At 31.0% G+C, this 13,705-nt stretch carries 16 protein-coding genes; 8 read left to right on the top strand and 8 right to left on the bottom strand.

The window, feature by feature from the left end; genetic code table 11:
- Positions 1 to 23 precede the first annotated feature (23 nt).
- Both PP176A_RS09725 and PP176A_RS09730 read right to left on the bottom strand, forming a co-directional pair.
- Positions 24 to 260 (bottom strand): FeoA family protein, encoded by a 237-nt coding sequence (locus PP176A_RS09725; RefSeq protein WP_071140280.1) that lies wholly within the window; start codon positions 258 to 260, stop codon positions 24 to 26.
- Positions 261 to 392: 132 nt separating this feature from the next.
- Positions 393 to 1,049: a metal-dependent transcriptional regulator gene (locus PP176A_RS09730; RefSeq protein WP_071140281.1), complete on the bottom strand. Its 657-nt coding sequence runs from the start codon at positions 1,047 to 1,049 to the stop codon at positions 393 to 395.
- Between the two features lie 177 nt (positions 1,050 to 1,226).
- Here PP176A_RS09730 and PP176A_RS09735 point away from each other — a divergent pair, with 177 nt between their 5' ends.
- Complete coding sequence (locus PP176A_RS09735; RefSeq protein ID WP_071140282.1) at positions 1,227 to 1,718, top strand: metal-dependent transcriptional regulator; 492 nt, start codon at positions 1,227 to 1,229, stop codon at positions 1,716 to 1,718.
- A gap of 80 nt (positions 1,719 to 1,798) precedes the next feature.
- On the opposite strand, the gene PP176A_RS16630 is transcribed toward PP176A_RS09735, so the two are convergent.
- From PP176A_RS16630 to PP176A_RS09750, 4 genes are all read right to left on the bottom strand, one after another.
- Positions 1,799 to 1,933, bottom strand: coding sequence for a hypothetical protein (locus tag PP176A_RS16630; RefSeq protein WP_255401677.1), 135 nt, complete (start codon positions 1,931 to 1,933; stop codon positions 1,799 to 1,801).
- Positions 1,934 to 2,109: 176 nt separating this feature from the next.
- A complete protein-coding gene (locus tag PP176A_RS09740; RefSeq protein ID WP_159429058.1) occupies positions 2,110 to 2,940 on the bottom strand; it encodes an ABC transporter permease in 831 nt (276 codons plus the stop codon).
- Between the two features lie 24 nt (positions 2,941 to 2,964).
- Positions 2,965 to 3,837 carry an ABC transporter permease gene (locus tag PP176A_RS09745; protein ID WP_083381895.1) on the bottom strand — a complete coding sequence of 291 codons (873 nt, stop codon included), beginning with the start codon at positions 3,835 to 3,837 and terminating at the stop codon, positions 2,965 to 2,967.
- 11 nt (positions 3,838 to 3,848) lie between these two features.
- On the bottom strand, positions 3,849 to 4,862 hold the full coding sequence (locus tag PP176A_RS09750; protein ID WP_071140283.1) for an ATP-binding cassette domain-containing protein: 1,014 nt from the start codon (positions 4,860 to 4,862) through the stop codon (positions 3,849 to 3,851).
- A 297-nt stretch (positions 4,863 to 5,159) separates the two neighbouring features.
- Between PP176A_RS09750 and PP176A_RS09755 the strand changes: the two genes are divergently transcribed.
- The 4 genes from PP176A_RS09755 to PP176A_RS09770 all read left to right on the top strand — a co-directional run bounded on the left by PP176A_RS09755 (position 5,160) and on the right by PP176A_RS09770 (position 8,345).
- Positions 5,160 to 5,522: a GntR family transcriptional regulator gene (locus tag PP176A_RS09755; RefSeq protein WP_071140284.1), complete on the top strand. Its 363-nt coding sequence runs from the start codon at positions 5,160 to 5,162 to the stop codon at positions 5,520 to 5,522.
- A gap of 3 nt (positions 5,523 to 5,525) precedes the next feature.
- Positions 5,526 to 6,224 carry an ABC transporter ATP-binding protein gene (locus tag PP176A_RS09760; RefSeq protein ID WP_071140285.1) on the top strand — a complete coding sequence of 233 codons (699 nt, stop codon included), beginning with the start codon at positions 5,526 to 5,528 and terminating at the stop codon, positions 6,222 to 6,224.
- An 11-nt stretch (positions 6,225 to 6,235) separates the two neighbouring features.
- The gene (locus PP176A_RS09765) at positions 6,236 to 6,982 is read left to right on the top strand and encodes a hypothetical protein (RefSeq protein ID WP_071140286.1); all 747 of its coding nucleotides are present in this window, start codon (positions 6,236 to 6,238) and stop codon (positions 6,980 to 6,982) included.
- 118 nt (positions 6,983 to 7,100) lie between these two features.
- Positions 7,101 to 8,345, top strand: coding sequence for a M48 family metallopeptidase (locus tag PP176A_RS09770; RefSeq protein ID WP_071140287.1), 1,245 nt, complete (start codon positions 7,101 to 7,103; stop codon positions 8,343 to 8,345).
- 37 nt (positions 8,346 to 8,382) lie between these two features.
- On the opposite strand, the gene PP176A_RS09775 is transcribed toward PP176A_RS09770, so the two are convergent.
- Positions 8,383 to 9,198 (bottom strand): sigma-70 family RNA polymerase sigma factor, encoded by an 816-nt coding sequence (locus tag PP176A_RS09775; protein WP_159429059.1) that lies wholly within the window; start codon positions 9,196 to 9,198, stop codon positions 8,383 to 8,385.
- 238 nt (positions 9,199 to 9,436) lie between these two features.
- Here PP176A_RS09775 and PP176A_RS09780 point away from each other — a divergent pair, with 238 nt between their 5' ends.
- The 3 genes from PP176A_RS09780 to PP176A_RS09790 all read left to right on the top strand — a co-directional run bounded on the left by PP176A_RS09780 (position 9,437) and on the right by PP176A_RS09790 (position 13,089).
- Positions 9,437 to 10,621, top strand: a complete 1,185-nt coding sequence (locus tag PP176A_RS09780) for a cation diffusion facilitator family transporter (RefSeq protein ID WP_071140289.1) — start codon at positions 9,437 to 9,439, stop codon at positions 10,619 to 10,621.
- A 66-nt stretch (positions 10,622 to 10,687) separates the two neighbouring features.
- Entirely contained in the window at positions 10,688 to 11,410 is a 723-nt protein-coding gene (locus PP176A_RS09785) for an ABC transporter ATP-binding protein (protein WP_071140290.1), read from the top strand.
- The gene (locus PP176A_RS09790; protein WP_071140291.1) at positions 11,407 to 13,089 is read left to right on the top strand and encodes a putative ABC transporter permease subunit; all 1,683 of its coding nucleotides are present in this window, start codon (positions 11,407 to 11,409) and stop codon (positions 13,087 to 13,089) included. The genes PP176A_RS09785 and PP176A_RS09790 overlap by 4 nt, the downstream gene beginning before the upstream one ends.
- Before the next feature lie 105 nt (positions 13,090 to 13,194).
- Here the strand turns inward: PP176A_RS09790 and PP176A_RS09795 are convergent, their stop codons facing one another.
- Positions 13,195 to 13,686 (bottom strand): inorganic diphosphatase, encoded by a 492-nt coding sequence (locus tag PP176A_RS09795; protein WP_071140292.1) that lies wholly within the window; start codon positions 13,684 to 13,686, stop codon positions 13,195 to 13,197.
- Positions 13,687 to 13,705: the final 19 nt, after the last annotated feature.

The following is a 13,705-nucleotide window of genomic DNA, read 5'->3' on the forward strand; positions in this document are numbered from 1 at the left end:
CCTCCTAAACTATTGTATTTGAATTATGTTGTTACCATGATTTTGGAAGAAACATCTGATCGCAAAGCAATTACAGCGCCGCGGATCAAATAGGCCACTGGATTACCAGACGGACTTTTATAAAGGGGTTCTATTTCTGTTCCCTTAATTATTCCAAGATCCAACATACGCCTTCTTGTTGTACCATCTGACGTTAACATAGTGACATTTGCTTTTGTGCCAATCGGAAGTTGATCCAAAGAAATTTCCTTATTATTCAAAGTAAAAACCCCCTTTAAATTTATATAAAGTAAATTGTTTTAATATATAGATTTTATTATCACACTGTATTACTTAATTAAGAAATACTATTAAAAAAAGAGTCTTGTAATATACTATTGTGTATGCATTTGTTACGTATTTTCTATATCATCTACATCGATATGACATGCAGCTTTGTAACTTAACTGTATTTGCCTATCCTCAAGGTCAATAGTAATTGGCCCTTCATAAGGTCCTATAGATACAATAGTAAAATGACTCCCGATTTTGATACCTAAATCCTGTAAATAATCCAAGAGTTCCTTTTCTTCCGTTACCCTCCGAATAGTAGAACTTTCTCCAACAGTCATCTGACTTAGTTTTCGAAGGGGTATTATTTTAATTTCACCGTCAGGATGTGGTATGAAGAAACCGTGAGGACAGTAATCAGGATGATTTAAGAACTCATCAAGCCGCTGCGCCAGTCGTGGAGATGTCACGTGCTCTAAAAGTTCCGCATCCTCATGGGTTTCGCTCCATGAGTAGCCTAAATACTGCATTAGAAATACTTCCCACAGCCTATGGCTTCTAAGAAGCAATACTGATTGTTTCATTCCGTACTCTGTCAGACGGATGCCATGATATGGTTCATATTCAATAAAGCCATCCTTTTGTAGTTTCACCAGCATTTCACTGACAGAGGCAGGAGATACATGTAATACGTCCGCAATTTGTTTATTTCCGATAAGGTTGCCGTTTCCACCTAATTTACAAATTTCTTTTAAATAATCTTCTTTGTTTGGTGTCATTATATCCTCCTATTTTTAGGTATACCTAATTTATTTTTATTATATACCTAATTTGCGATTATTGCAACCTCTTTTTGTTAGGACTGGCTAAATATTTTTCCTTAAGCTAATATATGGTTCTTAATTTAAAAATGTTACGAATATATTGTAATAATTTTAAAGTAAAGGACTGATTCTATGAGTGATAAGATGAACTCTGAATTCCGGACTTCGAGGGGATACCAAATTTTAAACCGACAGGAAAAAAAGCTTACTTCGGCAATGGAAGATTATCTTGAAATGATCTATAGACTTTGTCTTAAGAATGGCTATACTCGAGTGGGTAGGTTATCTGAATTACTTCATGTGAGACCATCTTCTGCATCTAAAATGATTTCTAAATTGGCGGATATGGATTGTATTAAATATGAACGTCATGAAATCATTCTTCTGACAGATTCAGGTAAAAAAATTGGGTCTTATCTTCTTTGCAGACATAATATTGTGGAAGAGTTTTTACAATTAATCGGAAGTAATAACGTACTTGAGGAAACTGAATTGATCGAACATTCCTTAAGCCCTTCTACTGTTGAGAATTTAAATACTTTTTTAGAGTTTTTTAAATCTGATCTTTATGCAGACAAAAATTTTCGCGATTTTAAGAAAAGCAAGGAAAGGATGAATACTTAACTCAGTATGTCAAGAAAGAAATTTAATGTATAAAAAACAACAGATCGGACTTATTATTAGTCTAATCTGTTGCTTATAGTTTAGCATCTATTGTTAAACATTGGCCCGCAAAATAATATTATGAGTAGAAGAAAGAAAAACAACAGAGAATCATTATTACAACCACTACCGCCAAACAAACCTCCCAATATTCCATTATTTTGATTTTCAACCATAGGAACACCTCCTTTACAGGTTTAAGATTTATTCTTCATTATAGATTATGTAGATAACAAAAATGTGTTACTGTTAATAAAAAAGTTTTGTATCGAAGAATTAAGAAATTAAAGGAAATGAAATTTTCCCATGGGTTATAAAAAATTAATGTGACAGAGGTATGAATTCTGTCACATTAGTGAAATCCAATGTTTCCTATTTTCTTACAGTAATTTATTACTTTATTTAAAATTTGTATTCCGACTGTAATTCCGAAACACATAAATATCAGAAGTATTAACCTTTCCGTATTTAACGGAAGAATAGTGTGTGTATCCAATAGTATTCCCCTGATTGCATCAAAACCATAGGTCAAAGGGAGAGCAAAGGATATGGCCATTAAATATTTTGGAAGAACGGTTATAGGAAAGTTCTGGCCGGATAATGTAGTTAACAGATAATTACTTATATCAATTATATTATTGGCATTATTTGTAATTAGAACTAATGAAGCTATACCAAATCCCAGACCGTATAATGCTATTAAAAACGGAATAAGAGTTATTATAGATGATAGTATTCCTCTGCCTATATTAAATCCAAACAAAATCCATATTAAAAAAGCGGTAGTGACAGAATTTATAGTTGTGATTACCAATGAAAATAGAGATCTTCCTATAAGTTGTATCCATATGGGGATTGGGGTAAGCCAATTTGATTCAATCACTCCCGTATCCATTTCCTCTTTGAGGGAGAATCCCATTCCCCACATCACGGAACTTATAAAACTCCCTATTATGCTGCCTATTACTATATATGCCATATAATCATTTGTACCTGCATACTGTTCAAATCCTATATTTTTACCGCCTATTTGAAATGATTTAGCAAGAAAATAAACGGGAGCGATCCATATGACAGGTTCTAATATGCTGAATATTGCGTTTATAGGATATCTGAAGAAAATTTTCATATCCCTTTTAATAATTGCTCCTATTGAAATTAAGTATAACTTTAAATTTTTCATTTTCATACTCCTTCCTTTATCTGTTTAATATTGACCTAAGGAACCTAATTCCTTTACTTTTTTCTGCGTATAGTTAAATGCTAAAATACCTGCAAACATCAGTATTATTCCGGAGATTACCAGAAATATCAAATCATTTTTTATATAGGACAGATTTTTCCCTTCCGCAATTACCTTTCTTAAGGCATTGATACTATAAGTAACCGGGATGACATTTGAGATATTTTTCATCCAGCCGGGAAGAACGGTTAAAGGATAACTGATACCGCAAAAAACCATTACTATGCCTCTTACAAGAAATACCATGGAATTTGCTTCTTTTGCCCACATCACCAGGCTTGCAAATATGAATCCCAGTCCGTAAATAGAAGGAATTGAAATTAGAAATACAAGTAAAGCCAAAAAAGGATTTCCAACTATCTCAAATCCGTATATGATTTTAAATTCTATTAAAGATACTGCTATAAAAACTGCATTCATCAGTAACTGAAAAAGGGAATATCCAAAGAGTAAACTTATTTTTGATATGGGACATAACCAATTGGATTCCAATGTTCCTTCCACCTGTTCGGTTCTTAGACTTGTTCCTAAGCTCCACAGCATTAAGTTCACCCACATCCACATAGTTGTTCCTATTAACATATAAGTAACATAATCATTAGTTCCTGCCAGTGCTTTAAAAGAAGCTAATGATTCTGAATTTGTTCCGGCAAGGGCTTTGGCCGTAAACAAATAAATAAACGGAAAAATTATAGGCCATATAATTAGAGAAATAAACCAAGAAGGATATCTTAACATTATGGTGACTCTTCTTTTAAAAATGACTAACATGGCAGTGATATTTGAAGGTTTTTTATAATCCTTATTGACTTTAGGCTTAAGATTGACAGTTTCCATTTTAATTCCCCCTATTCTCTTAATGATTTTCCTGTAAGGTTGATAAATACGTCTTCCAATGTAGGTTCTTCTGATCTGAAATTACTTATTTTAATATTGGAAGCAGTAATGGTGGAGATAATATTGCTTACGGTGTTTGAACCGTTAGTGATATGAATCTTAACTTCATATTCTCGAGCATTATCATTAAATTTTGAATTTACACTTTTAACAAAAGGAATTTCTTTGACTTTATGGGCAATTCCTTCATCCCAATTATTTAATTCCACAGTTACCGTATTTGTTTTATTTAGACCTTCTTTTAAATTTTGAGGAATATTCAAAGCAATTATTTTTCCGTGATCTATTATTGCAATTCTATCACTAAGTAAGTCCGCCTCTTCCATATAATGAGTTGTGAGGAGTATTGTTCTTCCTTCTTTTTTTATTTCCAGTATGACTTCTCTTAAATTTCTTGCAGATTGAGGGTCTAACCCGGAGGTCGGCTCGTCCAATATGATTATTTCCGGTTCCGAAATCAATGCTTTAGCGAGAGCAATTCTCTGTTTCATTCCGGTTGAATATTTTTCCACAGTTTCATCAGCTCTTTTATAAAGACTAAATCTTTTTAGCAGATAGTCCGTTTTATCTTTGGCTACTTGCCCTGTTATACCGTTCATAGCGGCGAAATAAAGAAGATTTTCTCTGCCTGTGAGTTTCCAATATACACTTCTTTCTCCGGCAAGAACTGTTCCCAAATTTTTCAATACATCAATAGGATTTTTAACGGCATCAATTCCATTTACCATTACTGTTCCGGAAGTGGGGCGGAGCAGAGTAGAAATCATTTTTATAGTAGTTGTCTTTCCTGCCCCGTTAGGGCCTAAGAATCCGAATATTTCACCTTTATTTACGTTAAAATTTATGCCGTCAACTGCTGTGAATATTTTTTTCTCCCTATTTTTTATCTTTGCAAAAAATCCTTTTTTCTTTTTGACTACAAAATTCTTTTTTAAATTTATTACTTCTATAGCATAACTGCTCATAAAAGCACCTCCTTAGAAAAATTATGAGTATGTATTATTGCTGTTATTAAGATAATAGTATATTATTTTAGAAATGTCAATATAAATATTAATAATTTTAATTTTTATATTAAAATTATTAATCAATTAATTTAAATTAATAAGAAATATATAAAAAAGGACCATATTAAAGCATTGACATACTTAAGGTCAAGTATAGATAAAAAAAATTAGAAACAAAAACTGTTGACATAAGGTGTATATTAGTGTACTATTTAAATAGTACACTAATATACACCTTATTCAGGGGGTGAAAAAATGGAATTTAAAGATGATTTGCCCATATATGTTCAAATAATGAGTTTAATTAAGAAAAGAATAATTTCCGGAGAGTTAAATGGAGGTGACAAGATGCCATCTGTAAGGGAATTTTCAACTGAACTGAAAGTAAACCCTAATACCGTACAAAGAGCGTATCAGGAGTTGGAAAGAGAAAATTTGGTTTTTACCCAAAGAGGAATGGGAACTTTTGTTTCAAAAGACGAAGAAATAATTATGAAATTAAAAAAAAACATGGCAGACGAAATAGTTGACGGTTTTATAAATGATATGAAGTTTTTAGGGTATAGTTCAAATGAAATAATTAATTTAATTACTATAAAAATAAAGAAGGAGGAGTAGAATATGGAAAGTATTGTAAAAATAAAAGGCCTTTCTAAATCCTATTTTAATAAAAAGGCATTGGATAATATAAATTTAGATATAGAAGAGGGGAAAATAATAGGTATATTGGGGCCTAACGGAAGCGGAAAGACTACATTATTGAAGATTATCAGTGGGATATTGAGACAATCCAAAGGAGAAATATTTATAGAAGGGCAAAAGCCGGGACCTTATACTAAATCCGTCGTATCTTATCTTCCGGACAGAAATTATCTTTATAAATGGATGAAAATAAAGGATGCAATAGAATTTTTTAAGGATTTTTACAAGGATTTTGATGAGAAAAGAGCTGATGAGCTGTTAGATTTCATGAAACTTGATAAAGAAATGAAATTGACTTCTCTTTCAAAAGGAATGGTTGAAAAATTGAATTTGACTTTGGTGTTGTCAAGGAAAGCCAAATTATATGTTCTTGACGAACCTATAGCGGGAGTTGACCCTGTCGCAAGGGATAAAATACTTGACAGCATAATTAACAGCTATGATGAAAACAGTTCAATGATTGTAACAACCCATCTGGTAAGGGATATTGAAAAGATATTTAACAGGGTAATATTTTTAAAATCCGGAAAAATCGAGCTTTCAGGAGATGTGGAGGAATTAAGGGAAAAAAATCAAAGTTCAATAGATGAATTATATAAAAAGGTATTTGAAGAATAGGAGGAATTATTATGGGAAGATATATGAAATATGAAATTAAAGGTAGCTATAAATTTATTTTAGGGGTTATTGCCATATTTTTAATATTAAATACGATTTCTTATATTAAAATTTCAAGTGATTATATACGATTTATTGCTTATATGATATTATTCGGAACATCCTTGGCGGCATTTCTGTATATAGTGGGTTCATTTAAAAATGAACTTTATGAGGATAGAGGGTATTTGACCTTTACTTTGCCCTTAACGGGAAGGGAAATACTTGGAAGTAAACTGATAGTTGCCATGATGTGGTTTGCTATACTCGGAACAATTGTATTTTTACACAATCTTTTCATGATGAGCTGGATAAGCAGAGTAAGCTTAAGTGAAATTTTAGAGTATTTTTCATCTGTGGATATAAATATAATAAAAATGTTTTTATATTGTATGATGCTTTTGATAATAGGGGTGATAATCACTTTACTGTTAATATATTTCTCTATGGCTTTAAGCAGGGTGTCATTAAAGAATAAAAAAATAGGTGGAATATGGTTTGTAGTATTTTTAGTTTTAAGCATTGTGTTCTTTTATTTTTTAGCAAAGATAACTTCATGGATACCTTACAGTATTGATATGAGTACATTTAAAATAGTTGTTCCGCTGAATGGTTCAATATTCAATTTAAATATTGCAGGATTTATATATACTATTGCTGTAGGAGTAGGTGATTTTTTGACTACAGGATATATAATAGACAATAAAATAGATCTGTAAGATTTTAATAATAATCTTTAAAATATTCCCTACCAATAAAAAGTAGGGAATATTTTTATTCTAAGGGTATTAAAATTACATAAATATGATAGTATAAATGTATGAAGGAAGGGATTATATGAATAGAAAATTAAAATTTGTTTTTCTGATATTTTTTGTATTGCTTATTAGTTTTATATTCATAATTCTGTATAGCGAGAAAAAAAATATGGATGAATTGAGGACAGAATATCCTAATATTTCAGAAAAGGCCTATTCTTATAGAAATACTAATTTGAAGATTTGGGGATTGAGTTTATTTTTGAAATTTCTTATTCCCATATTATTTTTGACTACGGGATTTTCTTCTTATATACAAAGATACGCTAAAGGTAACGGACGAGGGCTGTTCTTAACTGCTGCCATATATATATTGATATTTTCCATAGTAGATTTTATCATAGATATTCCGTTGAATTATTATGGCAATTTTGTTATACAACATAGATATGGTCTTTCGGCCCAGGGCATATACAGATGGCTTGAGATGGAATTAAAGGGATTTGGATTGAATTTAATAATTTCTATAATAGTAGGATGGTTCCCCTTTTATTTAATAAAGATGAGTCCTTCAAGATGGTGGCTGTATTTGGGAATAATTGCAATACCAATATTTATATTTGTCAATATTATATCTCCTATGTACATAGATCCTATATTTAACAAATATACTGAATTGAAGGATAAAGAGCTGGAAGCCGATATAAAAGAGCTTTTAGAAAAAGCGGGAATAGAAAATGCTCAAATATATGAGGTGGATAAGAGCAAGGATACAAATACCATGAATGCTTATATGACAGGTATTTTAAAATCCAAGAGAATAGTTTTGTGGGATACTACTATTAATAAGCTTACTCGGCAAGAAACAGTAAATGTTACTGCTCACGAAATGGGTCATTATGTAAATAACCATATAATAAAAAGTACTATAGTGGGAGGTATATCCACCATACTGTTATTGTTCTTGGTGAATAAGACATCCCTTTGGATTTTAAAAAATTCAAGAGGAATATTTGGATTTAAAAATTTATATGAGGTAGCTGCTATTCCTTTGCTGATTCTTTGTTTGAATTTCTATTTGTTTTTGTCTTCTCCTGTTTCAAACTGGTATTCAAGAAAGATGGAATGGGAAGCCGATAAATACGAATTAGATATTACAAAGAACAAGGAAGCTACCGTATCTTCTCTTGAAAAAATATATGAAGAAAGTTTATCCATACCGAGACCAAGCAATATATATAAGATCTGGTATTATAGTCATCCATCCTTAGAGGAAAGAGTTAAATTTGCAGAAAACTATAAATTTGAGAATAAGCTCCCATAAAAATTCCCTAATTTAAAAATAGGGAATTCTTTGTAATTTATATATAGTTTAAATACTCTTTAAGTCTCTCATTTTGACTGGATTTCCTGATTTTTTTTAATGCATTTTCCTCAATTTGCCGTATTCTTTCCCTTGTAAGGTTAAATTTTCTCCCTATTGCTTCTAAAGTCATGGGTTTTTCACCTTTCAATCCAAACCGAAGTTTTAATACCTCTCTTTCTCTTAAAGAAAGGGAGTTTAAAATTTCGTAGATGTCTTCCTTCAAATGCTTATTTAAAATGATTTCTTCTATAGTAATTTTTTTATCAGGAATAAAATCCTGGAGTTCAATGAATATATCGTCGCTGTCTATGTGAATAACTGTATTTAAAGAGACAGGATTATAATAATATGTTTTGTAAAAGTTAATATGTTCATATTCTCTTTCTGTAATATTTATTTTTTCACATAATATTTTGGAACTAATATCGGAGTCATATTTAAGGTAACTGTTTTCTTCTTTACTAACTTGATTCATTTTTTCATATATATGAGCAGGAAGTCTTATTAAATAACCGTCATTCATTATGGCTCTGCTTATTTGCTGTGAAATCCAATAGTAAACGTAAGTGGAAAAATTTGTATTTTTAGAAATGTCAAACTTTTCTATACCTTTTATCATTCCTATAATTCCTTCCTGAATCAGATCTTCAAAGGTAAAAGAAGTATATAGATTTACTTTTTTCCTGGCAGCAGTATATACAAGACCTATATTATTTATAATGAGTTCATTTCTTGCATTGATATCATTATTCATCTTGTATAGAAGAATGAGTTCTTCATTGGATTTTATGGATTTTTTTTCTTTTTTCATTTTCATCACCTATTAAATATATTATTCTCTAAATAGTGAATAAATCCTTTAATTATTGAAAAAATATTGATTTTTTTATGGGTTGTTGTACAATGTTATGTAACAAATGTAAAGTAAGAAGAATAAATATAATTTAATGATCAGATAAAAAATTTTTTTGATAAACGAAGGGTATAAATTTAAAATAGAAAATATTTTTAATATATCTGATTAAAATATAGGAATAGGGAGGATTTTTATGGTATCTAAATTTTTAGTTTCACATTTTATTAAGGATTATAATAATACTACTGATGAGAAAATAAGAGAAAGGTACGGTTATCTTGGAGGAATAGTTGGAATTCTTATCAACTCCCTATTGTTTTTAATAAAACTTTTTACAGGTATTACAACAAAAAGTATATCTATAATTGCAGACGGATTTAATAACCTTTCCGATTTAATTTCTTCAATTATTACAATGGTAGGATTTAAATTAGCAGGTAAGCCTGCAGACGAAGAGCACCCTTTTGGACATGGCAGAGTGGAATATTTGTCTGCTCTTATAGTATCCGTTATAGTGATATTGGTAGGACTCCAATTTATAAAGGTATCTTTTAACAGAATAGTTAACCCTAAACCTGTCATATTTAATATGGTTGCATTTATTTTGATTTTAATATCAATATTTGCCAAAATATGGCTCAGTCAATTTAATAAATATTTGGGGAAATCAATAAATTCCAATGCATTGGTAGCAAGTTCATTAGATGCAAGGGGAGATGTTTTTACATCCTTTTGTGTTGCAATATCGTTGATTTTATCTAAATGGACATCTTTTCCTATTGATGGGTATATAGGAATTCTGATTTCTTTGTTCATAGTATATTCGGGATTTTCTCTTATTAAAGACACGCTCAACCCTCTATTGGGAGAACCGCCGGATCCTCAACTTGTAGAGAAAATAAAAAAAGGAGTTCTAAAATATGAATATATAAGCGGTGTTCATGATTTGATTATTCATAATTATGGTCCGGGAAAATGTATGGCATCTATCCATGCGGAGATTCCCCAGGATATTTCGGTTGTTACAATTCATGAAGTTATAGATAAAGCCGAGCGGGAACTTTCCAGTGAACTTAACATTTACCTGGTTATTCATATGGATCCTATAGATACGGACTGCAAATTTACGAAGACAGTAAAAATGGAAGTGGAAAACATTATCAGTGAAATTCCGGAAGTTAAATCAATGCATGATTTTAGAATTACGGGAGAAGGGGAAAATAGAATAGTTATATTTGATTTGATAATAGAAGGCAAGGGAAATTTTAAACAGGATGATGAAAAAATATTAAAAGAGAAAATTAATTTTGAAATTCAAAAACTTCATCCTAACTATACTACAGTTATAACTTTAGATAAAAGTTTTACGGTGTTATAATATTTTTTAATATTGTTGAACATTATATTATCTTGTTATATTATATGGCTAAGAGGAGGTGTTTTTTTGTTAAGACTGGAAAATGTGACAAAGACTTATAGCAAGAACAGTATAAAAGCTGTAGATAATATTAATCTTGAGATAGAAAAGGGAGAAGTATTTGGATTTCTTGGGCCTAATGGAGCAGGAAAAACTACAACTATTAAGATGATAGTCGGGCTTTTAAAGCCGGATAATGGGAAAATAACAGTCAATGGTATAGATGTATGGCAAAATCCTATAGAAGCTAAAAAGCTTATGAGTTATGTTCCTGATGATCCCGAACTATATAATAAGCTAAAGGGAATAGAATATTTGAATTTTGTCGGAGATATTTACGAAATTTCCAAAGAGGAAAGAATTGAAAGGATAGAGAAATATTTGGACATATTTGAGTTAAAAGGAGCAATAAAAGATACGATAGGGAGTTATTCTCATGGAATGAAACAGAAACTCGCATTGATATCCGCATTGATTCATGAACCGGAAATACTTATATTGGATGAGCCTATGGTGGGCTTGGATCCCAAGTCAGCATTTAATCTTAAAGAGATAATGAGGGATATGTGTAATAAAGGGAAAACAGTGTTTTTTTCAACTCATATATTGGAAGTAGCAGAAAAGATTTGCGACAGGATCGGAATTATAAAGGAAGGAAATATTATAGCTTTGGGGACAATGGAAGAACTGAGGCACCATTCGGCTAAAGAAGAATCCCTTGAAGAAATATTTTTGGAGCTGACAGAATGATGGATAAATTGATATCTTTGTTAAAAACGGATTTAAATATTACCTTTGGATTATCCTCACTAAAATATGATTTAAAAAACAGGAAGGATAAATGGAAGATAGGGCTTGTAATTCTTTTTATTGTTTCCGTAGTTCCGGCTTACGGTATTTTTATAAAATTTTTACTTAACTTATATGAAGGATATAAAATTGTCGGAATAGAGAGAGCTTTTATTCTTTCGGGTTTTTTAATTACCCAGATATTGATATTTTTATTTGGAATAATATTTGTAATGTCCAAATATTATTTTTCCAATGATTTGAATATACTTCTTCCCTTGCCTTTAAAAGCCGGTACTATAGTTGGAGCTAAATTTTTATCCATGGTTGTTAATGAATATATCGTATCCTTCCCAATAATAATTCCTTATATGGTAATATATGGGCTTAAAAGCCAAGTTAATTTTATTTATTGGATATATGCTTTATTTCTTATATTGCTGCTTCCGTTTATTCCTTTAGCATTGGATTCTGTGATAGTGATGTTCTTCATGAGATGGACCAATATCAAAGGTAAAAAGGACTTTATGAGAATAATAGGGTATGTCCTGATGATGGTGTTGATATTGTTTTTTCAATTTAAGCTTCAAAATATGGGAAATGATTTGTTGGCACAAGGCAATACCGATGCTATTATGAAATATATAGATCAAAAAAATGATTTAATACGTAATTTGGGAATGTCCTTTCCACCAAGTTCATGGGCAACATTGGCATTAACCGAAAGCAATAAAATTTTGGGATTTGTTTATTTGATTGTTTTCGGAGGAGCATCTGTTGGAGGCTTTTTATTGGTCAGTGCTTTGAGTGAAAAATTGTTTTTCAAGGGATTAATGGGGAACTTTGAGGAAAAGGGAAGAGGCAGTAATGTAACGGAAGAAGAAATAAAGAAGGGATTTTCAAAGATAAGGCCTCAATATATGGCGGTATTTTCAAAAGAAATGAAAACACTTGTAAGAACTCCCATATACCTCTTTAATTCCATCGGCGGAGTTATAATAGTCCCTATAATTCTTGTAATGACTACCGCGATGGATAATGGAAACTCGTTAAAGGTATTAACGGTCTATGCACAAAAATTTTCTCATTATATAACATTGTTTGGAACGGGGCTTATAGTTTTTTTGGGGATTGCCAATAGCGTAGGGGCTACTACTTTTTCACGAGAAGGGAAAAACCTTTGGATAATAAGATCCGCTCCTTCAAAATACAGTGATCAAATAATTGGCAGATTGTTATCTTCTTTGATGGTACAGGCAATTGGTATTATATGTTTAATTGTAGTTTTGCCGTTTTTAATCAAAATTAATTTGGAAAACATAATAGGGATTATTGCATTAGGGATGCTGGGAAGTATTCCGGTTACTCTTTTGGGAATGATTGTTGATATATTAAGGCCTCTTCTTGACTGGGATAATCCCCAGAAGGCCATGAAAGAAAATTTAAATGTGTTAATAGGCATGGGAATAGGAGCGTTATATATTTTAATAGTGGGTTTTTTAGTATATTTATTATTAAAGATAGATTTGAATATTTATTTAATATATCTTTTGATGGGCTTAATATTTTGTTTATCATCTTATTTTTTATTTAAAATTCTCACTAAATTAGTTGAAAGACAATTTATTAATTTAGAATAAAAGAAAAAGGTTGATAGAAAATTATAAAACTATCAACCTTTTATATCTATAACCCATAAGAAAATCATATTTTCCTTAACTTATTTATGTTTCAATAGGAGCTTTTTATTTGTGAGATTTTTTATAGTTTTCCTTAGCCTTTTCTATCATTGAAAAAGCTTCTTTTTTCCCTGCCCATCCGTTTATTTGAACTTCCTTTTTTTCTAAGTCCTTATAATGAGAGAAAAAGTGTTCGATTTCTTTTTTCAGGTGGCCATTTACGTCGTCTATAGTTTGAACATTTTCATATCTTGGGTCCCCTACAGGTACGGCAATTATTTTTTCGTCTCCTTCCCCTTGATCTATCATGAGAAGCATTCCGATAACTCTGCTTTCAATGGTACACCCCGGGAATGTGGGATAAGCCGTAAGAACCATTATATCAAGAGGATCTCCGTCATCTCCGAGAGTTTCAGGAATAAATCCGTATTCTGTCGGATAAAACATCGGAGAGTATAATGTTCTGTCTAAGAAAAATTCTCCTTTCTCCTTGTCATATTCATATTTGTTACTGCTCCCTCTCGGGATTTCAATAAAAGCTTTTACTGTATTTTCCATTTTAATTCACCTCTATTTA

Source organism: Sporanaerobacter sp. PP17-6a (genome assembly GCF_900095615.1).
Lineage (GTDB): Bacteria > Bacillota > Clostridia > Tissierellales > Acidilutibacteraceae > Acidilutibacter > Acidilutibacter cellobiosedens.

What these genes read in the sequence shown, in the direction of transcription:
- PP176A_RS09730 (WP_071140281.1), bottom strand. Translation starts at nt 1,049, where the DNA reads ATGACACCAAACAAAGAAGATTATTTAAAAGAAATTTGTAAATTAGGT.
- PP176A_RS09735 (WP_071140282.1), top strand. Translation starts at nt 1,227, where the DNA reads ATGAGTGATAAGATGAACTCTGAATTCCGGACTTCGAGGGGATACCAA.
- PP176A_RS16630 (WP_255401677.1), bottom strand. Translation starts at nt 1,933, where the DNA reads ATGGTTGAAAATCAAAATAATGGAATATTGGGAGGTTTGTTTGGCGGT.
- PP176A_RS09740 (WP_159429058.1), bottom strand. Translation starts at nt 2,940, where the DNA reads ATGAAAAATTTAAAGTTATACTTAATTTCAATAGGAGCAATTATTAAA.
- PP176A_RS09745 (WP_083381895.1), bottom strand. Translation starts at nt 3,837, where the DNA reads ATGGAAACTGTCAATCTTAAGCCTAAAGTCAATAAGGATTATAAAAAA.
- PP176A_RS09750 (WP_071140283.1), bottom strand. Translation starts at nt 4,862, where the DNA reads ATGAGCAGTTATGCTATAGAAGTAATAAATTTAAAAAAGAATTTTGTA.
- PP176A_RS09755 (WP_071140284.1), top strand. Translation starts at nt 5,160, where the DNA reads ATGGAATTTAAAGATGATTTGCCCATATATGTTCAAATAATGAGTTTA.
- PP176A_RS09760 (WP_071140285.1), top strand. Translation starts at nt 5,526, where the DNA reads ATGGAAAGTATTGTAAAAATAAAAGGCCTTTCTAAATCCTATTTTAAT.
- PP176A_RS09765 (WP_071140286.1), top strand. Translation starts at nt 6,236, where the DNA reads ATGGGAAGATATATGAAATATGAAATTAAAGGTAGCTATAAATTTATT.
- PP176A_RS09770 (WP_071140287.1), top strand. Translation starts at nt 7,101, where the DNA reads ATGAATAGAAAATTAAAATTTGTTTTTCTGATATTTTTTGTATTGCTT.
- PP176A_RS09775 (WP_159429059.1), bottom strand. Translation starts at nt 9,198, where the DNA reads ATGAAAAAAGAAAAAAAATCCATAAAATCCAATGAAGAACTCATTCTT.
- PP176A_RS09780 (WP_071140289.1), top strand. Translation starts at nt 9,437, where the DNA reads ATGGTATCTAAATTTTTAGTTTCACATTTTATTAAGGATTATAATAAT.
- PP176A_RS09790 (WP_071140291.1), top strand. Translation starts at nt 11,407, where the DNA reads ATGATGGATAAATTGATATCTTTGTTAAAAACGGATTTAAATATTACC.
- PP176A_RS09795 (WP_071140292.1), bottom strand. Translation starts at nt 13,686, where the DNA reads ATGGAAAATACAGTAAAAGCTTTTATTGAAATCCCGAGAGGGAGCAGT.